The sequence below is a fragment of the Chthoniobacterales bacterium genome, from assembly GCA_039930045.1.
Classification (GTDB): Bacteria; Verrucomicrobiota; Verrucomicrobiia; order Chthoniobacterales; family DASVRZ01; genus DASVRZ01.
In genome coordinates this window covers 597,510-620,613 of the sequence record JBDSQB010000002.1, presented here as the reverse complement: position 1 = coordinate 620,613, position 23,104 = coordinate 597,510, and the positions used below count along the sequence as shown (strand labels likewise).

Genomic DNA, 23,104 nt, shown 5'->3' with positions numbered 1-23,104 from the left:
GCGTGATCACCATCGAACTCGATTGGCGCGTCAGAATTTCTTCGTCACCGAGACGAACGCGAACCGGCCTTCCGACGAGTAGATGTAGCCCGGATAGCCATTTGAGTTGCCCGCAAAACCACTTGCGAATGGCGGTTTTTCATCCGTCACATTGCGCACGCCGAGACTGAGCGTCGTGTCGGCATACCAAGGCTTCGCCCTCAGCTCCGAAGAGCCGCTGGCGATGGCTTTGCCATCTTTGTCGTAGCCGCCGCCTGTCTGCGAAGTCTCCTCCTGGGCATCTTTGCCGAAGGTGTAGGAAAACAGCAGATCCAGCGTGGTCAGCGAATTCACCTCGAACGGAATTCCATTCGGATCCAAGTCCTCGAAGCCGTCGGTGAAGTTCACCGTGGCCACGGCGGAAAAGCTCTTGTAATCGTAAGTCAGCGAGCCGATGCCTTTCCATTTCAGGTAGCCGTCGTCGCCGGTGCCGGTGCTGTCGGTTCCCGAAACCTCGGTCATCGGCAGCGAGCCGTCGGACAAGGTCGTCTTAAAGGAATCGATGTAAGTCGCATTCATCGCGATGGTAAACTTCCCGTATTTCTCCGTTGGAATGACGTATTCCAGCCCAAAGTCGTAACCGCGCACGATGTCGCGCTCGGCGTTGGAATACTGCACATAGATCGTATCGATGTCGTTCGGGTCGTTATTATTCGGATTGTTGTCCGAGTAGCTGGAACCGGGGAAAACCGCGACATTGTCGGTCGGCAGCGGCGATCCCTTGATGAACCGGTTGTAGGCATCCTGTGCGTCGCCCACCACGACTCCAGAACGCTCGATCTGGAAGAAATCCGCCGTGATGGTCAGCCCCGGAATAAACCTCGGCGTGTAAGTGAAACCAGCCGTAAACGCCTCCGAATCCTCGGGATGCAAATCCGGATTTCCCAAGACTGCGACGTTCACCTCGGACGCTTGAATCTTGGAATTTGAATCGCTAACCGGTGTCAGCGAGAAGACGCCCGGCCCGTAGAGTTGATACAAACTCGGCTGTTTGTAGCCCTTGCCGTAGGTTCCGCGAATCGTCAGGTCGTCGAACGTCTGCCAGCGAATGGAAGTGCTCGGCACAAGCACATTGTCCGGCGTGTTGAGGACTTCCTCGTAGCGAAACGAGCCGGTGACTTCCAATGCTTTCACGCCGGGGATTTTGTTTTCCTCGCCGACGATGGGCACGCGGATTTCACCGTAATAGGACGCCGTTTTACGTCCCGCATTGGTCGCAATGGTCGTCGAACCGCCGACCGAGCCGCCAGCCAGATTCAACGCATCGGGCTGCTGGCCGAGGTCCTCGCGGCGAAATTGAGCTCCGAAAGCCACCCCCAGATCGCCGCCGGGCAGCTTGATGAGTTCCGGGTTATTGATGGCCAGATCGGTCGTCCAGAGTTCCGAGGAACCGGTATCCTTCGTCACCGCGCGGGCATAATCAATCGTGGAAGACGCATTCAAAGCTCCGCCGCGACCGCCAAACGGATTGTAAGGCACGGCCACAACTCCGCTGGAGGCGTCGAGAATTTCATTGAACTTCGTCGCGTCAGTCACCCGCGCGGTCGAGGTGGTTTTCACCCGGCTGTAATTCGCGCTCAGGTCGTAGCCCCAGTTGCCCGGAAGATTGCGGCCCTTGATGCCGCCTTGGAAAATAACCGCGTCGGTTTCGTCCTCGTAAACGCGATTGCCAAACTCCGCGAGGCGGAACCGGCTGCTACCCGAGATGTCCTGGTTAAAAGGATTATTCGGGTTGTAAGCGCCCGGCTTGGCGAGGCGGCTCACGGTGCCATCGGCGTTCACGACTGTGCCCGGTCCGGCGAATTGATTCGGACCCGCCACTGTGCCGGGCGCGACCTGCGACGCAGCACCCGTGTCTCCGTCGATCAACGTCAGAATAGGATTCGTCGTGCGCCCTGGGATAACGATACTAATGCCACTCGGATTGGCGAAATTTCCCGTGGCACCAGGGGCGAGTTCATTGCGACTGTAGGAATAATTGTAGCCGCCGGAGCCGTAGAGCGTGGCGGTGTCCTTCAGCAGATCGTGCTCAAAGGTAAACGTGCCGCCGTATTGCTCCTTCTCCGGAAAAGCACCGGCGGTCTGGTTGAAATTGTAGAACGACTGGTTGCCGTCGCCGTAGCGATAAGCTCCGGCGGGCGTCTTGCCAGTGGAGGAATCGGGCGGCGCGGCGATTCCGCTGGAGGCACCCAGAAGCGGATCACCACCTCCAGTGGCCTCGGCGGCGGCAGGACCGGAGATTTCAAAGTTGCCCGGCAATGAATTGGAACTCAAAAACGGCGGCACGCGGGAGTAATCCCGGTCGCGGGCAAAGATGGAGTTGCGATGGTAGTAGCTCACCACGCCGGTGATCCGCGTTTTTTCGGTGACCGTTCCGAAGGCCATGCTGGAAGTGAACTCACTGGAATCCTTGTTCGTGGTATTGCCGTAGGTGCTGTTGATCTCGACACCCTCGAAGTCCTTGCGCAGGTGAATGTTCACTACGCCGGCCACCGCATCGGCTCCGTAAATCGTAGAAGCGCCATCCTTCAAAATCTCGATCGAATCCACTGCCGCCGCCGGAATGGTATTCAAGTCCACGAAACCAATGTCGCCATTCTGCCCAATGGGATAATTGGCCACGCGCCGTCCGTTGATAAGAACCAAAGTCGCATCGGGCCCGAGTCCGCGCAGGGAAACGGAGGTCGCGCCCGGAGTGAAACCGGTGGCGTTGTTGGAAATGGGAACGCCTCCCGCGTTGGCAACGGGAAGCGTTTTCAGGATTTCCGCCGCTGTGCGGTAGGTCGAGCGCTCGATCTCTGCGCGGGTGATGGTTTGCACCGGACGCGGTCCGGCTTCCTCGGCAGTCGGGATGTTTGAGCCGGTCACAATCATGGTGTCCAGCGTGGTTTCATTTCCCGTGTCGGGTGCGGCTGGAGTCTGTGAATGGACCGGAACGATGGTGGCTCCGATGGCCACGGCGAGCGCCAGGCCTGCTAATGGTCGTGTCTTATTTGTCATGTTTTTCCCCTTGGTTTCCCTAACATTGACCTCCGAATGGCTTCGGAAGATTTGGTTAATAGCGTTTCCCGCAACGCCAACCTCTGACTCGATGGCCAAAGATTTGGCTGCGATATCTTTTGTCCGATAAAGACTTCGTCGAACACGCTAGCTCTTATCTTTTATTTCAGATCTGGCCTAACACTAATTGCCGATGTGGCGAAGTTTTTCCGATCAACAGTTTAAGTCAGATCATTCCCCGTGGAATTCCAAGATACTTCGTCTCGACGATCCGAGATTTTCGTCTAAAACAGAGAGACCCCACTTCTTATGAAAAAGCATCCCCTGCCCACCACGATCTATCTCCTCGCCAACGGTGACCTGCGCACCTCCGCCAACCAAAAATGCCAGGCCGCCCAGGCCGCGATGGAGGCGCAGATCATTTCCGCAGTAGAAAACGAGGGTCATGTCGTCCTACGTGCGCACGATTTTGATCCCGAAAAAGGCCACGGCTTCATCGACAGCCAGAAATACGGCATGGAGGTCTTTCGCCACATTCCAAAGGAGGCCCCGCTGATCGTTGCCGAGGCGGTCTGGCAATATTCGCACCATATTTTGCACGGTCTGCTCACGCACAAGGGACCGATTTTGACTCTCGCCAACTGGAGCGGCACCTGGCCCGGACTCGTCGGAATGCTCAATCTCAACGGCTCGCTGACAAAGGCTGGTGTGAAATACAGCACGCTCTGGAGCGAGAACTTTGACGACGAATTTTTCCTCCACGGCCTGCGCCAATGGCTGAAAAAAGGCCACGTCAAGCATCACACCGACCACGTGACGAGCTATCACAAGGCGACCATTCCTGAGGGCGCGAAAAAGATTGGCAAGAAATTCGCCGAACGCCTCCAGCACGAAAAAGCCATCATGGGCATCTTCGACGAGGGCTGCATGGGCATGTACAACGCCATTATTCCCGACGAATTGCTCCACCAGACCGGCGTCTTTAAGGAGCGCCTCAGCCAGTCGGCGCTGTATGCGAAAATGCTCACTGTCACCGACGATGAAGCGCGGAAAGTCTATCTGTGGTACGTCAAAAAAGGAGTGAAATTCCAGTTCGGCAAAAATGAGGAAACCGACCTCACCGAGAAACAAGTCCTGCAGCAGTGCAAAATGTATATCGCCGCCATGCGCATCGCCGACGAATTTGGCTGCGACACCATCGGCATCCAATATCAGCAGGGCCTCAAGGACCTCGCCCCCGCCTCCGATCTCGTCGAGGGCACGCTAAACAACCGAGAGCGTCCGCCCGTTTTCCGCGAGGGGACCAAGATCGAACTCTACCCCGGCGAGGCGCTCCCGCATTTCAACGAGGTGGACGAATGCGCCGGCCTCGACGGGCTCATCACTTACAAGCTCTGGCGTGAACTCGGTTTCCCGGCGGAAAACACCCTGCACGACATCCGTTGGGGCCGCCAATACACCGGACCCGGCAGAAAAGACCTCAACGCCTACGTCTGGGTCTTTCTCATTTCCGGAGCGGCACCGCCCGAGCATTTCGTCGGCGGCTGGAGCGGCACGAGCAGCGAACGCCAGCCCTCTATGTATTTCCGTCTCGGCGGCGGGACGGTCAAAGGCATCAGCAAACCCGGCTGGATCGTCTGGAGCCGCGTCTTCGTGGCCGATGGAAAACTCAAATACGACACCGGCCTCGCGGAGGTCGTCACCTTGCCACCCGAGGAAACGCAGGACCGTTGGAAGCTCACCACGTCGCAATGGCCGATCATGCACACGGTTTTGAAAGGCATCACCCGCGACCAAATGATGGCGCGCCACCAGTCCAATCACATTCAAGTCGTCTATGCGCCCGACAAAAAAGGCGCGATCAAAGGCCTCCACGCCAAAGCCTCCGCAATGCACGAACTCGGCCTCGAAGTCGCCTACTGCGGCGACATTTGATTGGAACTCCCATGACCAAAAACGACATCAAAGACGCCGTCCTCGGTTTGTCCCACGCCGTCGGGCTCGACTCACGCGGACTCGCCATCCTCGGCGAAGGCAACACCTCTGGAAAAATCAGCGACGACTCCTTTTGGGTCAAAGCCAGCGGCACCAATCTGGCCACCCTCAGCGACGCTGGCTTGGTCGAGTGCTCCACCAGCCGCATCCTCCAACTTCTCGAGGAAACCACCCTCAGCGACGAGCAAATCGAGGAGCGCCTGCTCGATTGCCGCGTCGATGCCACCGCCAAAAAACCCAGCGTCGAATGCGTCTTCCACGGCTATCTGCTCACCCTCCCCGGCATCCGCTACGTCGCCCACACCCACCCGATCACGGTCAACCAAATCCTCTGCTCGCCCCACGCCGAGCGCTTCGCCACCACCCGCCTTTTCCCCGATGAAATCGTCTGTTGCGGCAGCGAATCCGTCCTCGTTCCCTACACCGACCCCGGCACCGTGCTCGCCCGCACCATTCGAGAAAAAACCGATGCCTTTCTCCAAAAACACGGCCTGCCACCCCGCGTCATCCTCCTGCAAAACCACGGCGCGATTACTATCGGACCCAGCCCGCAAGCCGCCGAGGCCGCCATGCTCATGCTCGAAAAATCCGCCAAAATCTTCGTCGGAGCAGCCACCATGGGCGGCCCTGTTTCCCTCACCCCGGAAAACGTCCACCGCATCGCCAACCGCATCGACGAGCACTATCGCCAGAAGCAGTTGAACCTCTGAGTCGCCGTCCGTTTTCGGCCAACCAAAGGCGAGTTCGATGCGTTTCTGGGTCATCATTCTTATGTCACTCGCCTCTTTTTCCGACGCAGCCGAGTTGCGCATCTATCTTGGCTGCGAGAAAACGCCCGCCTCGCCTGCGGGTATTTTCCTGAGCGCGCTCAACACGGAAACCGGCGCGCTCCAGCCGCCGAAGCGCGTCGCCACCGCCGACAATCCGAGTTTCATCGCAATCAAGGACGACCACCTCTACTCGGTTTCCGAGGGAAAAACCGGTGCCGTCGTCTCTTGGAGTGTAGGCTCCGACGGCTCCCTTACCCGACTCAACGAGCAATCCACTGGCGGCGAAGGCCCATGTCACGTCTCCATTTCCCCGAGCGGTCGCGTGCTCTTCGCGGCAAATTATTCCAGCGGCAGCCTGGCGGCATTTCCCCTCGAAAAAGATGGCTCCATCGGCGCTCGCTCTGCGTTTATCCAACTCACCGGCTCGGGTCCGAATCCGAAGCGTCAAACCAGCCCGCACGCCCACGGAATCTACTGCGACCCGGCGGAAAAATTCGTTTACGTCACCGACCTCGGCACCGACAGAGTCTGGATTTATCGCCTGAACGCCGACGATGCGACTTTGATTCCACTGGAACCCGGCACCTTGCCGCCCGGCAGTGGACCGCGCCACCTCGCCTTTGCTGGCAACCGAATCTACGTCAATGGCGAGATGGGCCTCGGCGTCACCCTGCTCCAGCGCGATGCCGACACCGGCACGCTGCAAACCGGCCCCACCACCGCCGCGTTTCCGAGTGGAATGGAAGTCCCATCTAACGCTGACACCGCTGAAGTCGTTGTTCATCCCAACGGGAAATTTCTCTATCTGTCCACGCGCGGCTACAGCAGCTTTTCCAGCTTCGCCATTGCGCCGGACGGCTTGCTCACGCTTCTCCAAAACATTCCATCTCCGGTGCAAGGCCCGCGTCATTTCTCCCTCTCTCCTGATGGACGATGGCTGATCGCTGCCGGTCAGCGCGACCACCGCGCAGCCGTCTGTTCCATCGATCCGGCGACGGGAAAAATCCAGCCCCCCGAACACGCCATCGAAGTCCCCGGCCCGGTCTGCGCGATCTTCGCGCCTTAAGCCAACGCGATGGAATCCACCGCCAGCGCCGCGCAGCCGATGATGCCCGCGTCATGGCCCAAAGCCGCCGGAACAATCGTCAGATTATGATGGAAGACGACTCCGGTGCGCCCGGCAATTGCCTGGCGGATCGGAGCAAAAATGAGTTCGCCCGCCTTTGCCACGCCACCGCCGATGACAATGGCATCCGGGTTGAGCAGCCAGACGACGTCGCTTAGAACGACACCGATTTCGGTGCCGATCTCGTGCCAGAGCGCCTGTGCGCGGGTATCGCCAGAGTTGGCGAGTTCTGTCAGTTTTGCCGGCGAGGCATCGGGAAACGCGTCGCCATAAATCGCCTCCATGCGGGCGACAATCTCCCGGTTGCCGACGATTTTTTCAATCGCGCCGGTATTGCCGTAAATTGCCGCCGGCCCCTGCGGATCGTAGTGCATGTGGCCGATTTCACCCGCACCCAGATTCGCCCCGCGATAAAGCTGACCATTCAGAATCAATCCTCCACCGACTCCCGTGCCGAGTGTGATGCAAATCACGTGCGATTTGCCTCGGGCCGCGCCGTATTTCCACTCCCCGTAAGCCATCGCGTTGGCGTCGTTTTCAATGATCGTCGGCAATCCACTGGCGTCCGCAATAATCTGCCGCAGAGGCACTTCGGTCCAGCCGGGCACGTTGGAAAGCTCGTGGACGATGCCGTTCACGCTATCGACGATTCCAGGGAGTCCCATTCCAATGGCGGCGATCTCGGGATGGCTCTGGCGGATGACGGAAATGCCTTCAATGATCGCCGCCGTGATCGCCGCCGGACCGGAGAAATTCTGCGTTTCGATGGGCGCGCCATACGCAACGATGCGCCCTCCGTCGGTGATGCCGGGTTTTACGCTGGTGCCGCCGAAGTCGATGCCGAGTGAGATCATAATGGGTTGCGCAATGCAATGATGCGAAGGCCCTCGAGTGTCAGGTCGGGGTTGACGATTTTCAAGGCGGGAAGTCGTGCGGCGATGAGATTGGCGTAGCCGCCGGTCGCAATGACGTGGAGTTTTTTTGAGCCGAGTTCCATCCGTATCTGGGCGAGAATTTCTTTGACCAAGCCGCGATAACCGTGGATCGCCCCGGCCAGCATGGCGTCGCGCGTGGTGCGTCCGATGGCGGAGACGGGTTCCAGCAAATCGATGCGCGGCAGGAGTGCGGTGCGGTCGTAAAGGTAATCGGTCATGACTTCGAGTCCGGGCGCAATCACGCCGCCGAGATATTTTTTTCCAGACGAAATGATGTCAAAGGTGACGGCTGTTCCGAAGTCCACCACGACGGCGGGAGCTCCATAGATATCGGCAGCGGCGACAGCATTGGCGAGCCGGTCGGCCCCGATGCTGGCGGGTCGCGGGTAATCGATGCCGATGCCAAGCGCGACCTTGTGCGAGAGCTGGAGAATGGGTTGTGAAAAGGTGGTGGTAACGACGGCATTTTTCGCTGGAACGACCGAGCAGAGAACGACGCGGGAGAACTTCCAGCGTGCGACCAGCTTCGACAGTGAGGCTACTTCCAATGCATTCGTGGCGATTTTTTTTCGCTGCAACAGCCGCGTTTCATCCGCCAGCGCGAGCTTGGTGAAGGAGTTGCTAATGTCGATGAGAAGAAGTCTCTGGGGCATGGCGGGGCGTCGGAGTATCAGACGAAGTGGTGAAAAGTTTCACGCTTTATTTCCAGCGAAGCGGCAGATAGAGAGACGCGTGGCATTTGCTGATCTCCCTTTGAAACGCTGGATCCTGCTGGCGACGAACCTCGGTTTTCCCATCGGGCAGGCCATTTTCGGCGCATCGTCGCTGGGGCTCGCGGTGGAAATGGTCGCGCATGGTCTGATGTTTTACGCGTTTGTGGCACCGGGGTGCGGCTGGCTGGTGCCGGTGATAACGCGATTTCGACCAGAAGGAAAGCAGCTCTGGCTGACCATAGACGACGGCCCCATTGACGAAAAAACGAGCCGACTTGCATTGGAATTGTCCCGACGTGGAGCGCGGGCGACTTTCTTTGTCATCGGTCAGCGGCTGGCGAATTATCCTGAAATTGCGCAATCCGTGGCCGGGGCAGGACACACGCTGGCAAACCACACCATGACGCATCCGCTGGCATCGTTTTTTTACCTGTTTCCCCAGGCGCTTGCGCAGGAAATTGATTCGTGCGCCGCGCTTTTGCCCAAGACCGATTCAGCCGAAGGAATGTGGTTTCGCTCTCCGTTTGGGATTAAAAATCTGTTTCTCGAACGCATGCTGGTCGCTCGCAAACTGCGCATGATCGCCTGGTCACTCCGCGCTCACGACGGCTTGATCTGCCGAACAGCTTCCGTCATCCAGAGAATCGTGAATGCGGTACGAACTGGAGATATTATCTTGATGCACGAGCGCGGCTCAGAGAATCTGGACGCGATCCTCGGCGTGGTGGACGAACTGCAACGTCGGGGCTTTTCCTTCGTGATTCCGACCGACGCACAACTGATTCAAGGCTAAATGTTTTACTGGGTTCTCCGATTTTTCAGCCAGGTGGTTTTTTGCCAGACAATGCGCATCAAACACGTCCGTCTGGAGCAAACGCTCAATGCCAGCGGCTGCGTGCTTGCCTGCAGCCATGTGAGCCATCTTGATCCGGTCTGTTTGAGCGTGAAAATGGGGCAGAAAATTTCCTGGATGGCGCGTAAGGAGTTTTATCGAAATCCATTCAGCGCCCGACTGATGAAGGCCGTGGACGCCTTCCCGGTGAATCGTCAGGGCGTAGCCACGAGCGCGATTAAGACAGCTATTTCACGGGTTAAGAATGGAGAGGTCGTTGGCATTTTTCCAGAGGGAGAGGTCAAACAGGGCGGTGAATCCGTCCTGCGCGGCGGCCCCATCAAACAAGGCGTCTGCCTTATTTCCCAACGGACAAATTGCCCGGTGCTGCCCTGCGTCATTCTGGGCACCGACAAGCTCAGCACTTTGCCGCCCTGGCTCCCGATGCTGCGTGGCCGACTTTGGATGATTTACGGCGATCCGATTCATCCCGTTCCCGATCTGCCTCGCCGAGCGCAGCGCGAGCGCATGGCGCTCGACCTAAAAGCTTCATTCGAGTCGCTTTATGCTGAGGCCCGCGAACACTTCCGTCTGCCCGACACCATTCTGCCGTGAATTTTCAGCCCCGATCAATCTACTAACAAGCGATGCCCGACCTACTCATTTTAGAAAATGAACTCGTCCTACTGATTCAGGAACGATTGCTGGAAACCACTCCAGACTTTTCCGCAGCAAGCAATCTCTACGATGCGGGACTCGACTCCATGGCGCTCATGCAGCTTCTCCTGCTCCTCGAAGAAAAATATGGTGTGATGCTGCCCGACACGGATCTCTCGAAGGAGAATTTCAGCACGACGCATCACCTCGCGTCACTGCTGCAAAAGCGGCTTTCCAACTCATAATCAACATGGCACCCGCTGCTGAAGGAACCACCCGCATTCCGGTAAAAATCGCCGACTGCTTCCTGCTCGCTCTGGACGCATTCATGCGCCGAACGGGCCAAGGCGCGCATTTCAGCCAGTCGGTGATTGAGCTTTCTTCCTGCCCGGATTTAATCCGCGTGCGTTCGACTTTGAGTCGATTCACAAAAAAGCACCCGCTGCTTTTTGCGCGACTGAGACGCGATTGGAAAACCTGGCTGCCCTACTGGGAAATCGTTTCCGAAAACAAACGCCCGCCGCTCCCTTTTGGAGTCTGGCACGAGAGCGGATCGGAAGGCCTGCTGGGATTGAAAGTTCCCGAAATCGAAGACGGCGCCACCTTCTTGGAAGACCGTCTCAGCCAATCCGTCAGTGCAGATGGCCTGCCCTTCAATGCAAGACTCGACATCGTCGAAAAGCGAGACGGTCGATACTTGGTAGCGTTCACTTGGTCGCATCGAGTGATTGATGGCAAAGGCGCGGAATTGCTCCTGACGGAGTTTGGCAAATTGTGTGACGGAGTGGATGAAGCTTACGATTACAAGGAAACACCGCGCTCCAAAACCACACTCACGGAAAAACGCCAGCACGCGCACGCGTTGCTCGTCCGCTTCGATGAACTGGCCGCCCTGGGTGTCCATTCCCTGGGCGGACCAGAACCGAAACCGGGCGCGTGCCGATTTCAAGTTTTGACGCTGAATTCATCTGACTCAGCGAAAGTTCGAACACGAGCCGACCAACTTTGCGGCCCGCTTTTTTCACTTCCATACTACCTCGCCTGCGCGAGTCGTGCCCATGCCACTGTCTTCCGAAGCCGTGGAAAAGATCCGAGCTGCTATGTTTCAGGCGTGCCGATCCAAGCTCGAAAACGCGGTGCGCGCGGTCCGCTTTTCCACAACCAGGTCAGCGTCTTTTTCTTCGCCTGCCTGCGCCAGGACATCAGCTCCATGGAGTTGGCCGCAGCGGCGTTGAAAAAGCAGTTCACCGAAATGACGCGTCAAAAACTGGATGAATCATTCACCACCATGCTCGAGATCATGATGCGAATGCCGTCCTGGCTTTTCATGCGAATTGTTCGCTGGCAATTCCAGGGTGAGATCAATTCCTTCTTTTATTCGCACACCGGCGTATTCGCGCCCGAGATGACTACTTTTGCCGGGGCTGGCATTGAAAACGCCTGGCATTTGCCCTGTCTCGGACGTCCCCCTGGAACTGGTGTCTTCTTTAGCGAGCGGAATGAAAAACTAACCATCACCCTTTCCTGGCGAGAAGGTTGTTTGAGTGAGCAGGAGCGTGTTTTGATGACAACGCAAATAATTGAGGATCTGCTGGGATCCCCTCAACCAAGACTAGCGAATGCAGTGTGACGTGCTGGTTGCAGGCGGTGGTAGCGCAGGTCTGGCTGCTGCAATCTCCGCCGCGCGCGCAGGAGCGAAAACCCTGCTCGTCGAGCACGGTGGTTCGCTTGGAGGAATGGCGACGGCCTCGCTCGTGCATTCCATTTGCGGCCTTTATCGCATCACATCCGAGAAGGAGACTGCCTGGGCCAATCCAGGCTTTCCCAAAGAATTTGCGGTGAGTCTCATTGAAATGGGGGGCGCGCGCGGTCCGATTCAGATGGGGCGGGTCGATGTTTTGTTGACTGATCCAACCGCGTTTTCTCTGCTGGCTGACACACTTGTTTTGGCAACTCCCAATTTGCAAATGCGCCTCCACAGCACCATAATCCGGGCTGATTCGAACCTAACTCAACTGGAGATGCATACTCGGGGGCGCACGGAAATCATCCGCCCTCAAGCTGTCGTGGACGCCACCGGCGACGGAACGGTGGCCTCCCTGGCCGGTGCCGCCTTCGAGCAAACGTCTGCGGAAAAAATGCAGCGTTCCGCATTCATTTTTGGCCTCCAAGGTATTGCGGATAATTTTCTCACTGACGATGCACGCCTCAAAATTTCCCGCAATATTGCCGCCGCTGTGCAAGCTGGAAATCTAACTCAAACGGCACTGGGAGCCACTCTTCGATCCTCTGGACGTAGAGCCGAAGCTTATGTTAGCATCGACCTGCCGGGATTGCCGAATTACGATCCTCTGGATGCCGCTTGCCTGACCCAACTGGAAATCGAAGGTCGGTTAACAGCCGCTGCGTTAGCGCTCTTTTTAAAAGAACACGTAGCAGGATTTGGTGAAAGTTTTATCTCCCTTTTTCCACTTCGAGTCGGAGTTCGAGAGAGCCGAAGAATCACCGGGCGCTATTGTCTCGAAGCCGCCGACCTGGAGAATGGCGCGACCTTTTCTGACGCTGTTGCGCTGGCCACCTGGCCCATGGAGCTCCGCGAAACAGCCACCGGTCCCCGGCTGCGTTATCATGCCGGCAATCGTCCATGTGAGATTCCACTTCGGGCCCTGCAAGCACGGGATCGCGCCAACCTTTTTATGGCTGGACGATGCATCTCCGCGAGCCATGAGGCGCAAGCTTCCATCCGCGTAATCGGCACCTGTCTAGCCACCGGAGAAGCGGCCGGGATTGCCGCCGCAAAACTCGTGCGATGAATATTGTTGAGCATATATTTCAGAACGCAGCCGGCGACTCCGTTGCCCTAATTTCTGAATCTCAAGAAATTACCTACGCACAACTCGCTAATTTGGTTGATGTCGCCGCCTGCAACTTTCGGCTCATTACAGCACAACGCATTGGCTTGGATTGCCCCAATGGAATCGCTCATGTCGTTCTCGCCCTAGCCATTGTTAAAGCCGGAAAGTGTCTCGTGCCGCTGGCCAGCGAATTAGTTCAGCGCGAGCGCGAGGACCTCATTCAGAAAACAGGAGTTGGAGCCATCGTAAAAGCAAATGGAAGCATCCAGAAATTGGAAATCCAGCACCCGCTGGGATTTGACGAGGAGGAGCTGGCCAAGCTAAATCCGGCCTTCATTCGTTTCAGCTCCGGCACCACGGGCAATAGCAAAGGCATCGTTCTTTCGCACCAAAGTTTGTTGGAGCGCATCACCGCAGCTAATGCTGGATTGGAAATTCAGTCAACGGATCGCATTGTCTGGATTCTTCCGATGGCGCATCATTTTGCCGTATCGATTATCCTCTACCTTTGGCGAGGAGCGACGACGATCATAGTGTCATCGCATCTCGCTGAAGATGTTCTTTCCGCTGCCATACAACATAGGGGCACAGTGATCTACGGTGCGCCATTTCATCATGCCTTGCTGGCTGCCGAGACTTCCGGACGCCCCTGGCCGAGTTTGCGACTGGCCGTTTCCACCGCTGCCGCTTTGCCGCTGGGGACTGCTGAAGCTTTCCAGCAACGCTACGGCGTTCCGTTGTCCCAAGGTCTCGGCGTGATCGAAATCGGACTGCCATTTTTGAACCGCCGCGCGGCAGCCAGCAAGCCCGACTCCATTGGACTTCCATTGCCCTCTTACTCGGCTGAACTGCGTGACGGGCAGCTTTTCGTTCGGGGCCCAGGCATGCTCGATGCATATCTGACTCCGTGGCGCACGCGCTGCGAAATTCTCGAAGACGGATGGTTCTGCACAGGCGATCTCGCACGGGTGGATGCCGAAGGTGATTTTCATCTGGAAGGCCGCTCCCAATCTGTGATTAACGTGGCGGGCATGAAATGTTTTCCAGAAGAAATCGAAGCGGTGTTGAGTTCTCATTCTGAAGTGCGCGCTGTCCGGGTTTCAGGCCGAGTTCATCCCAAGGTTGGTGCGGTGCCCGTCGCAGAAATTGTTCCTAAATTTCTCGAGCGACCACCGTCCGTTGCGACACTGGCCTCACTATGTCGCAGTTCGCTGGCACGCTATAAAGTGCCAGTGGAGTTTCGTTTCGTGGAAGAAATCCCGCTCACCGCGAGTGGCAAAGTCAAACGTGGGGAAGTCTCGTGAAAAAAACGATTGCGATCATCGGCGGCGGCCCGTCCGGCTCGGCTCTGGCAACCTTTTTGGTTCAGGCGGGACATCGTGTAACACTCTTCGACGACGGAAAACGTCCCAACTTAATTGTAGGCGAATCGCTCATTCCGGCGCTCGTTCCAATTCTTAGAAAACTCGGAGTCGAAGAAAACGTTGCCGCCATCGGCATGGTGAAGCCGGGTGTCTCCTTTCTCCTAAACCACGGGGAAAGCATCAATTTCTGTTTCGATCCCGTGAAGAAATGCGGCCTGCCTACTTATGCTTACAACGTGCCCAGGGCGGAGTTTGATCGCATTCTGGCGGATCACGCCGTCGAAGCTGGTGCCATCCGTATTCCGCAGCGGGTGAAACTGGAAATCACCAAGCCCGATCATCTCACTCTCGATGCCGCCACCATTGCTGCCGCTCCTTCTCTGGAAGGAAAACAGCCGGACCTGCTGGTCGATGCCACGGGCCGCAGCCGTCTCTTTGCGCGCAGTTTGGATATTCCTTCCAGGGTGGGTCCTCGCAAAGACGTTGCCTACTTCGCGCATTATGAAAATTGCGAGCAGGAAGGTCCATTGGGCCAGGTGCTGATTGGGCGCATGAAAGCGGGTTGGTCCTGGCGCATTCCACTGCCTGGCCGTCTGTCGATTGGGATTGTTCTCAACAGAGAAGACGCGACCCAGCTTGGCGAGAGTGCGGAGGAACGTCTTGCCAATACCTTGCGCACCGATCCTCATCTTTCTGCTGTAACTAAAAACGCCATCCGCACCACTGAAGTGGCAACTTATTCCAATTATCAACTCGTCTCCGAACGAACTCACGGTCCCGGTTGGGTGATGGCAGGCGACGCTTTCGGCTTTGTCGATCCGATGCTTTCACCGGGTATGTATCTGGCTTTGCGTTCCGCCGAACTGCTTGCGGAAAATCTGAATGATCTGCCCAAGTATTCGGCGCAAATCCATCAGCTTCTCGAAGCTTGGATCGATCTTATTTCCTATTATTACGATGGCCGCATGTTCGCCATGTATCACACGGGTCAGGACATTATCCGTAAATACGATTCCCCGATCACCCGATTATTTAACCGTCATTTGGAATCGAATATCGCGTGCATGGCTTCTGGCGGAACCACCGCTTCCCGCTACGGTCGGAGTCTCATTCAATTCATGGCGCGTCACGGAATCTGGCAAATCGATCCAGCCACACTGGCCATCCATTGATGCAAGCCTGTGCCATTATCGAGAGGATTGCCCGCCGGTATCCCAGCCGGTGGATGCAAGGTTATGTGCGTGGGAAAATCCGCACCGATCCTGCCTACCACATCGCATTGAGCACATTGCGCAATTCACATTTACCCGTGCTGGACATCGGCTGCGGTATGGGATTCCTCTCTTTTTTTCTTCGTGAATGCGGCTTCGCTCCACCCATTATTGGCGTGGATTTCGATGCCCCGAAAATCGCCAGTGCACGAGAAATCGCACACGCCCATTATGAAGATCTGGACTTTCGAGTGGAAGACGCTGCGTCCGTGCAAGACTTTCAGGGAAACGTCGTTCTCCTGGACGTGCTTCAATATCTCCCTCCCGAAAAACAGCACGATCTCTTACGATTACTCCCCAGCCTCATTGCTCCCGGTGGACAATGCATCATTCGCGGAACCCCCAAAGATAGTAGCTGGCGGTTCCGGTTTACCCAATGGGATGACCGGGCCATGCATGCCATTCGCTGGATTAAAAGCCCGGCACTGTATTACCTGAGCAAGGATGAAATCACCGGCCCTTTTCTCCTGCCAGGATTTCGTTCAGAGGTCCGTCCGCTCTGGGGCAGAACCCCATTTAACAGTCATCTCTTTGTATTTGAGCGAACGACTGAGTCGGTTAGCTGCGTGTGATGGCCAGACCTGTTTGCGAAATGCCAAACTCCACGAATCGCGCAGTTGCATTCGGTGGGCGCGTGGTTAAATCCATTCGTAGTGCCTGGGCTGCAGACGCGTCATTGGCAAAGAAAAGCAGGTAACCCCCGCCGCCGGCTCCAAGTAATTTTGCGGCTGAGATGTGCGGCTGCGCACGCACCAAGATGGCCTGCACTTGGGGCGGATTGGTGCCTGCGTCGAGTGCTTGATTTAATTCCCAACTATGGCGAACTGCCGCGCAGAGAGTGTCCCAATTTCCTGATTGCAGCGCATCGAAAGTCTGATGACCATGAGTACGAATGGCATCGAGTTGATCCAGATGTTTGCGTGAGTTGAGGAACATTCCGCGAACAATTTCCTGGAGGATGTTTTTGGCCATACGCGTGATCCCGGTGTAATAAAGCAGGATCGTATTGTTTCGCAGGCCTTGCTCGAAAAGGTGCTCCGGCAGCCAGCGAATGCCCGGCCGCTGCATGATTCCGGGCTCTGTCTCTATGATTTTAATCCCGCGATGCAAGCCTCCTGCCTGATCCTGCCAACCACCGCCGGTCGTGAGGAGTTGCTCAAGTGCCAGACTACGCTGAAAGAGAGTCTGGCGATCCCAGCCGAGTCCGCAGAGCTCACTGAGAGCCCCTAAAGTGGTGGCCGAAAGAATGCTGCTAGTGCCCAGTCCAGAACCCTTTGGAGCGGCGGAAAGAAAGGTCAACTCGATGCCGCCGCCGAAATCTCGGAGCTGTTCTCGAAGACTTGAATACTGCCCTGTGGAATGAAATTTCGGCAGGAAACCAGCCAGAGCGAGAGCAGCCTTGGCGAGGGAAAAATCCGCTTGAGGCTGGTCGAACTCCGATATTTCCTCATAAGTCGAAAGCCTTCTTTCGATGCCTAGATCGATCGATCTCAAAATAATTGCCAGCGTCGGTGAAAGCTTGGCAAAGACTTGGATGGGAGGTTGCCCATTCAAATTGACAGCCACATTTACAACGGCCCCACCATATTCGAGGCAGTAGGGCGGCGTGTCGCTCCAGCCGCCTGCCAGATCGAGCCGCACCGGACTTCGAGCCCAAATGATTTGGTCATCGAGAATATTCCGCACGGGAGCTGCGGGACTTAGAAGCGACTCTTCCACGACCAAGTCGCGCATCGTTTGAAAAGCCGCTCTTTCATGCGACTGCCAGTCGTCATTACCTTGGCGTCGAAGAACAGCGGCGCGAAAACTTTTCTCGTGAATGGCATCCATCGCATCGAGTTGTGGGGATTCCGGAATGCTTGGCAAATACTGTGCGAACGTGGCTGCAGTCGAATCCAGGTCGAGTTTGAAAAAAGAGTTCCAGCGGTTGTTCTGAATAAAGGCACCGAGCACCTGGCTTAGGTTTTGCTGCCGTTGCAAATAGACACGATGTAGCGCTGCCACATTACAAATGGCTTCAGCAGAAAGACGCTGGCTGGCCAGATAGGCTGCGCGTTGTGTAGCGCGCGTTTTCCGGTTGGGATCGAAAAGCCACTGAATGAAATCACTGTCGATTTGCTCCTCTTTCACAACTGGAAAAAGGGCCGTCTGCTGAATGTCGGATCTAGGTGATATGCCGGCATCTGCTAGAGAAATGCCGCGATCCTCAAACCATTTTCCAGCCGACTCACCCAGCCAGCAGGTCTGCGGATCGGAGACAGTTCCCTTAAATGGATCGTCAATATGATAGGGCCTAATAGCGAAGTGCTCCTCTCCAATGGGCACCATATCCAGACATTGTCCGCGCTGAAGTGTCAGGCTCCAAGCATTCGGAGGAATCCCAGTTAGGACGTGCTCGCTCGATATTTTCCAAGTCGATGGGATTGTCGCATTCTCCACCCATAGAGTGTGATTTTCCTGCCTCCGCAGGGGCATGGAAAAATGCGAATTGAGGACGTGCTGATCGGGATGCGGTTGGCGGCCATTCCAGCCGGGTTGGCTGCCGGCTTGCTCCCTGTTTTCAATGGCGGAGACGGATTCAATCAACTGACGGCCAGTGCCGAGATGATAAAATTCTGCGCCGGGCAATGCGACCACTGCACTGCTCAACGAATTGATCTTCGTATCTTGCACAGTTGGATTTTTACCGAGGGCCAGACCCATGCCGGCATAGAGTTCATAAAAATCTGGATGACCTGCCGGGAATATCTGCCCGTCCCATCCGCAGCATTCAAAGAGCACTTCCACAGTACGTTGGCTCAAGAGCCACATGCCTGTATCGACCAGATAAAAATGCTCGGCTGAACGTGCTTGAATTTCGTCTGCGGTCGGTTTTTGCAGAAAGAAATCCAGCACACCCGGCTGGTCGCGTCGGCTAAAGAAAACCCCGAAATCCGACGCAACCTCTGGGCGCACCCACATGCCCAATCCCAAAACATCCACTTCGGGAAATGGCGGTAAGGTTTTGTCAAATCGCAGATGCACATCCCCACTCGTCACCAGCACCCGGTGGCCGGCAGGCGCATGAGTCAGCACGCTCTCATAGGCCGGAAGCTGCACATCCAGCAGGGTCTGGTCGAGACGCTGACCGGGGACGCCGCGTAGTGCCTTAAAAGGCAGCATTATCTTGCCCACCGCAGCGTAGGCGGGCAGACGGCGGCTTTGTCCGCCAGCCATCAGGAGAAGTTTTTTCGACTGATTTAGCCAGGAAGAAAAATCGACTGACCCGTGATTTTGCGCCCACGCGTTCTGCAAAAGATGAGCCACTCCGCCACCCGAGCCGAGTTTGCTATTCGCCGGGTCCGCAGCAGCGATCCATTGTGGCGCCGCTTTGTTTTCCAAGTCCGCAAAAGCCGCTGCCATGGCTGGTGGCAAGGACAGCAGATATTGCAGCGGGCTCGATTGCGGCACGATCATTACATCGAGAGACCACCGTCAACCGTCAGCACTTGGCCCGTGATGTAGCGCGCCTCGGCGGATGCTAAAAACGCTACTGCGCTGGCGATGTCGTCCGGCTCTCCAAAGCTGGCCAATGGGATCTGCGTTTGCACCATTTTTTTCAAATCGTCCGTTAACACATCGGTCATGTCGGTGGTGATGAATCCCGGAGCGATCACGTTCACAGTCACTCCGCGGCTGGCCACTTCGCGTGCGAGTGATTTGCTGAGTCCGATCAAACCCGCCTTGCTCGCACCGTAATTCACCTGGCCGGCAGTGCCCATCAGACCGCTAACACTGCTGATATTAATGATACGTCCCTTGCCAGATTTCATGATCGGGCGGAGCAGCGGCTGGATAAAATTAAAAGCGCCTTTCAGATTTGTATCGAGCACCACATCCCAGTCTTCCTCGGACAGACGCAAGGCCAGCCGGTCGCGAGTCACTCCGGCATTATTTACGAGCACATCGACCTGACCGAAATCTTTGGCGATCTGTTGGGCGGCGGCGGCGCTGGCGGCATGATCAGCCACATCGACCGCGTAGGCACGAGCGGCTTCGGGAAACTGCGCATTGATCGCGTCGGCGACTTTTTGTGAGTTGGCTTCCGTTCGACTGACGACCGCGACTTTCGCACCCTCGGAAGCGAGACGTTGGGCAATGGCGGCACCGATTCCTCGGCCCGCTCCAGTGATGACGGCGACTGTGTTGGTAAATCTCATAGGTTGAAATTCTAATCACGAACTGTCCGTCATGGACACGAATAATTTCCGGCCAGTCAGACCCACGGACACGCCTGCAAAGCCTCGGCCACTCCCAGTCCGGCAATCTGACTCGCAATGTGACCGCCCGCAGTTTTCACCGTGGCCTTCACTTCCGGGATCGAGTTTGATGGACATGCAACCCAGCGCGCAGCGCTGCCGTCGAGCATGGGCAGGTCGTTGTGATTATCGCCTGCGGCAAAGGTTCCTTCACGGCTGATGCCGAGCAACCGCGCGAGTTCGAGCAGCGCACTGCCTTTGTCGTAATCGACGTGACAAAAACGAAGATAAACGCTGTTTCGCTGCCAGTTGACATCGGGCAGATTCACCCGCAATTTTTCCAACCAGGCGACCGCCTCATCCATCTGGCTTTCATTCAGCGCAATGATGCCTTCGATATCGTTGTCGGTCCTTTGCAGCATCATGCCGCGCTGACGAGATGCGTAGGTGCTGAGTTGCGAATAAATCTCCCGCGCCTCCATGTGCAGTCGGGCATGAGCCTCAGCGCAGCGACGATTCCAATCTCCAAAATCCTCCCAAGAATTCACACCGCGCCGGTGTACCGCGCGTTCCGTCGTGATGATGTAATTTGGCTGAATGGGAAAATTAGGAGCTGTCAGTGCATCCTCTAGTTGTGGAATGGAGCGGCCCGTATTGATCGCCCAGATGAGTCCTCTTTTTTGCCAGTCTCCCACCAGATCGAAGAAGGGCTGCGCAGATTCGACGTCGAGCCCCCAGTCAAGAATTGTGCCGTCGAAGTCGGTGCTGAGAAGCTGGATCGGCAGGGACATACGCGTGTTATTCGCCGCCAAGCTGGAAGTTGATATTGATGATGTATTCCTTGCCGGTAGGCGGAGCGGGGAAACGTTTGATCGTCCCGAGAAACGCTTTCACCGACTCATCGACGATCTCGTTACCGGAGGAATTTTTCACGGTGTAGCTCTCCAGCGTACCAGTTTTGGAAATCGTCAAAGTCATCGTAGTGACGAATTTTTGATCCACTTTAAGTTGCGAGACTGGCTGCTCCCACGTGTCGCATTTCATTTTAATCGCTTGGTTATAAGCGTCCAGCAAACCGGGGTCTGTGCCGGAGCCGGACCCAGCACCCTTTCCAGTTCCCACGCCATCTCCCTCACCGCCTCCACTGCCGGTGCCTTTACCGGGGCCAGTTCCAGAACCCTCGCCAGCACCTTTTCCATTGGATTTGGACTCGCCTGTGACTGCATCCGCGCCGGACTTCTCTCCGGGTGTTTTCTCCTCTCCAGAATCACCACGCAATGCTTTTAACGCCGCTGTTTTTTTGGTCGCCGTTTCAGGATCATCGACGATGGGCTTTTTCACTGCTTTTGGCAAAGGCGACTTCTTTGGTTTGGTCTCAGAATCCTCCGCTGGAGTGGGTTTCTTCTTAGGAGTTGGACTGGGCGATTTCTTGGGAGTTGGTGACGGGGTTTTCTTTGGCGTTGGGCTTGAAGTGACGCTCGGCTTTGGTTTGGGCGTTGCCGTTGGCTTCGGAGTCAGCTTGGGTGTTGGAGTTGGAGTGGAAAGATTCAGCCCATCGTCCACGGGTGGCGGAGTCGCAGGCGGGGGCGTCGGTTCGGGAGTGGCCGGTTCAGGGGTGGGAATGGGCGTCGGCTCTGGCGTGGACTTTTCCTGGTCGGGAGTGGAATCCTTTTTGGCGAATGCCGCAGGATCAACCCACGTAACCTTGTCTCCACCACCACCGCCTCCAGAATTTCCTTCCCGACCGAAATGGAAGATCAGAAAAACGGCTGCCAAGTGAGCCAGTGCGATAAGAACCAGGTTGCGTCGGAAACGCCATTTATCACTCATTGGGGCTGGGTGACGACGCCAACTTTGCTGATTTTTAGCTTCTGCAAAACGTCCATTACATCGACGAATTTTTGCACCGGCAATTCTTTGTGCGGGCGGACGACGACAGCGATGTTGGGTTTCTTGGCCATGATTTCGCGCAACGCATCTGGCAGACTGTCGAGGCTCACTGCGGTGTTATTCAATTTCACCACGCTGTTTTTATCGATGGAAATGGTCTGCACCTGGCTGGGCTCGATGGCTTTGCTGGCCGTGGCGGAAGTCGGCACGACTAGATCGATGCTGTTCTCGAGCAGCGGCGTGGTGACCATGAAAATGACCAGCAGCACGAAGCACAGATCGAGCATGGGCGTGACGTTGATCTCGCTCAGCGTGTGGAAGCTGTTTTTGTCGGAATAACGACGCATGGCCTGTTAGCGGTGCGGGATAAACGGCAGCGAACGCGATCCATGGTCCACGTAACGATGCTCAAACTCAGAGGCGAGTTCAGCGGAAAAATTATCCATTTCCACGGTGAGCCCGCGGATGCTGGTGACTAAAAAATTGTAGCCAAACATGGCTGGAATCGCGACAAGCAATCCAGTCACCGTCGTGATCAGCGCACCCGAAACACCCGGGGCCATAGCGGCCAAAGTGGCCGAGCCAGCTTCGGCGACTCCGGTAAAAGTATCCATCACGCCCCAGACCGTGCCGAGAAGACCGAGGAACGGCGCACCGGAAACAGCCGTCGCCAGTAAAATCATCTGCGACTCGATTTTTAGGGCGGTTTCGCCAACGGCGCGCTCCATCGCGCTGGTGACAACGCGCATTTGAGCAGGAGTGACTTTGTCGGCGTTTTCGAGGCGGGCGCGAAAAGTTTCATCGACCTCGGCGGACCCTAGCAATTGGAAGGTCATTTCTTTGCAACCCGCCTTGTAAACAGCAAAAACCGGCGCTCCCTCGAACTTCAGCCGAGCCTCGAAAATATTCAGCGGAGCACGGTTGGACCGAAAGAGATCGAGGAATTTTCCGCTCTGCTTTTTGGCGAAAACAATCGTTCTCAGCTTGGTGATCATGATCGACCAACTGAAGATCGATCCGATAAAAAGCGCCGCCAGCACGGCCTTGCCAGCGGGGTTGGATTCCTGCAAAGCGAACTCCAAGGCGTTTGCGGCTAACAAGATGGACATCAGCGGATTCAATACGTCACCGAGCCAGAAAATGCGACGAAGATTTTAGGAAACGGGATAGGAAGCCATCGTTTGCTGGTGCCGATTGACATGAAGGTTTCCCGACAATGCAAAGTCAGGAAGTGGCTGGAGAGGGATTTGAACCCCCGACACGAGGATTTTCAGTCCTCTGCTCTACCAACTGAGCTATCCAGCCGTTGAAGGACCATTAGAAAAGGGCAGACCAGCCTCTTCCGCAAGTTCTTTTTCGGAAACACTCCGATAAACATCCAACTCCCACTTGGCCACACAGATAAACCTTGTCTTTCAC

General features: G+C 56.3%; 20 protein-coding genes and 1 tRNA gene. 11 read left to right on the top strand and 10 right to left on the bottom strand.

Features of this window, described 5'->3' with window-relative positions; all coding sequences use genetic code 11:
* Nucleotides 1–30: 30 nt before the first annotated feature.
* Complete coding sequence (locus tag ABIT76_03010) at nt 31–3,039, bottom strand: TonB-dependent receptor (protein ID MEO7932107.1); 3,009 nt, start codon at nt 3,037–3,039, stop codon at nt 31–33.
* 309 nt (nt 3,040–3,348) lie between these two features.
* On the opposite strand from ABIT76_03010, the gene ABIT76_03005 reads away from it, so the two are divergent.
* The 3 genes from ABIT76_03005 (at nt 3,349) to ABIT76_02995 (ending at nt 6,870) form a co-directional block, all read left to right on the top strand.
* Entirely contained in the window at nt 3,349–4,974 is a 1,626-nt protein-coding gene (locus ABIT76_03005; protein ID MEO7932106.1) for a fucose isomerase, read from the top strand.
* An 11-nt stretch (nt 4,975–4,985) separates the two neighbouring features.
* Nucleotides 4,986–5,744, top strand: coding sequence for a class II aldolase/adducin family protein (locus ABIT76_03000; protein MEO7932105.1), 759 nt, complete (start codon nt 4,986–4,988; stop codon nt 5,742–5,744).
* Between the two features lie 61 nt (nt 5,745–5,805).
* Nucleotides 5,806–6,870 (top strand): lactonase family protein, encoded by a 1,065-nt coding sequence (locus ABIT76_02995; protein ID MEO7932104.1) that lies wholly within the window; start codon nt 5,806–5,808, stop codon nt 6,868–6,870.
* Here ABIT76_02995 and ABIT76_02990 read toward each other — a convergent pair.
* Nucleotides 6,867–7,784, bottom strand: coding sequence for an ROK family protein (locus ABIT76_02990; GenBank protein ID MEO7932103.1), 918 nt, complete (start codon nt 7,782–7,784; stop codon nt 6,867–6,869). The two genes, ABIT76_02995 and ABIT76_02990, sit on opposite strands and share 4 nt — an antisense overlap.
* Nucleotides 7,781–8,518 (bottom strand): type III pantothenate kinase, encoded by a 738-nt coding sequence (locus ABIT76_02985; protein ID MEO7932102.1) that lies wholly within the window; start codon nt 8,516–8,518, stop codon nt 7,781–7,783. Before ABIT76_02985 ends, ABIT76_02990 begins: the two co-directional genes overlap by 4 nt.
* Between ABIT76_02985 and ABIT76_02980 the strand changes: the two genes are divergently transcribed.
* Genes ABIT76_02980 through ABIT76_02945 form a run of 8 tightly spaced genes read left to right on the top strand, consistent with a single transcriptional unit; the run spans nt 8,475 to nt 16,129 of the window.
* A complete protein-coding gene (locus ABIT76_02980; protein MEO7932101.1) occupies nt 8,475–9,371 on the top strand; it encodes a polysaccharide deacetylase family protein in 897 nt (298 codons plus the stop codon). The two genes, ABIT76_02985 and ABIT76_02980, sit on opposite strands and share 44 nt — an antisense overlap.
* Nucleotides 9,372–9,422: 51 nt before the next feature.
* A complete protein-coding gene (locus ABIT76_02975) occupies nt 9,423–10,025 on the top strand; it encodes a lysophospholipid acyltransferase family protein (GenBank protein ID MEO7932100.1) in 603 nt (200 codons plus the stop codon).
* Nucleotides 10,026–10,057: 32 nt separating this feature from the next.
* Nucleotides 10,058–10,312 (top strand): acyl carrier protein, encoded by a 255-nt coding sequence (locus ABIT76_02970; GenBank protein MEO7932099.1) that lies wholly within the window; start codon nt 10,058–10,060, stop codon nt 10,310–10,312.
* Between the two features lie 5 nt (nt 10,313–10,317).
* Nucleotides 10,318–11,697 carry a hypothetical protein gene (locus ABIT76_02965; GenBank protein ID MEO7932098.1) on the top strand — a complete coding sequence of 460 codons (1,380 nt, stop codon included), beginning with the start codon at nt 10,318–10,320 and terminating at the stop codon, nt 11,695–11,697.
* 1 nt (nt 11,698) lies between these two features.
* On the top strand, nt 11,699–12,880 hold the full coding sequence (locus ABIT76_02960; GenBank protein ID MEO7932097.1) for an FAD-dependent oxidoreductase: 1,182 nt from the start codon (nt 11,699–11,701) through the stop codon (nt 12,878–12,880).
* Nucleotides 12,877–14,226: a fatty acid--CoA ligase family protein gene (locus ABIT76_02955; GenBank protein ID MEO7932096.1), complete on the top strand. Its 1,350-nt coding sequence runs from the start codon at nt 12,877–12,879 to the stop codon at nt 14,224–14,226. The genes ABIT76_02960 and ABIT76_02955 overlap by 4 nt, the downstream gene beginning before the upstream one ends.
* Nucleotides 14,223–15,458, top strand: a complete 1,236-nt coding sequence (locus ABIT76_02950; GenBank protein MEO7932095.1) for an NAD(P)/FAD-dependent oxidoreductase — start codon at nt 14,223–14,225, stop codon at nt 15,456–15,458. The genes ABIT76_02955 and ABIT76_02950 overlap by 4 nt, the downstream gene beginning before the upstream one ends.
* Before the next feature lie 53 nt (nt 15,459–15,511).
* Entirely contained in the window at nt 15,512–16,129 is a 618-nt protein-coding gene (locus ABIT76_02945; GenBank protein ID MEO7932094.1) for a class I SAM-dependent methyltransferase, read from the top strand.
* On the opposite strand, the gene ABIT76_02940 is transcribed toward ABIT76_02945, so the two are convergent.
* The 7 genes from ABIT76_02940 to ABIT76_02910 form a co-directional block, all read right to left on the bottom strand.
* Nucleotides 16,116–19,013 (bottom strand): bifunctional fucokinase/fucose-1-phosphate guanylyltransferase, encoded by a 2,898-nt coding sequence (locus ABIT76_02940; GenBank protein MEO7932093.1) that lies wholly within the window; start codon nt 19,011–19,013, stop codon nt 16,116–16,118. The two genes, ABIT76_02945 and ABIT76_02940, sit on opposite strands and share 14 nt — an antisense overlap.
* Nucleotides 19,013–19,756 carry a 3-oxoacyl-[acyl-carrier-protein] reductase gene (gene fabG, locus ABIT76_02935; protein ID MEO7932092.1) on the bottom strand — a complete coding sequence of 248 codons (744 nt, stop codon included), beginning with the start codon at nt 19,754–19,756 and terminating at the stop codon, nt 19,013–19,015. The genes ABIT76_02940 and fabG overlap by 1 nt, the downstream gene beginning before the upstream one ends.
* Before the next feature lie 56 nt (nt 19,757–19,812).
* Nucleotides 19,813–20,586: an HAD hydrolase family protein gene (locus ABIT76_02930; protein ID MEO7932091.1), complete on the bottom strand. Its 774-nt coding sequence runs from the start codon at nt 20,584–20,586 to the stop codon at nt 19,813–19,815.
* Between the two features lie 7 nt (nt 20,587–20,593).
* A complete protein-coding gene (locus tag ABIT76_02925; GenBank protein ID MEO7932090.1) occupies nt 20,594–21,625 on the bottom strand; it encodes a TonB C-terminal domain-containing protein in 1,032 nt (343 codons plus the stop codon).
* Nucleotides 21,622–22,032 (bottom strand): biopolymer transporter ExbD, encoded by a 411-nt coding sequence (locus ABIT76_02920; GenBank protein MEO7932089.1) that lies wholly within the window; start codon nt 22,030–22,032, stop codon nt 21,622–21,624. The genes ABIT76_02925 and ABIT76_02920 overlap by 4 nt, the downstream gene beginning before the upstream one ends.
* A 6-nt stretch (nt 22,033–22,038) precedes the next feature.
* Nucleotides 22,039–22,794, bottom strand: coding sequence for a MotA/TolQ/ExbB proton channel family protein (locus ABIT76_02915; GenBank protein MEO7932088.1), 756 nt, complete (start codon nt 22,792–22,794; stop codon nt 22,039–22,041).
* Nucleotides 22,795–22,917: 123 nt separating this feature from the next.
* A tRNA-Phe gene (locus ABIT76_02910) sits at nt 22,918–22,990 on the bottom strand.
* Between the last annotated feature and the right edge of the window lie 114 nt (nt 22,991–23,104).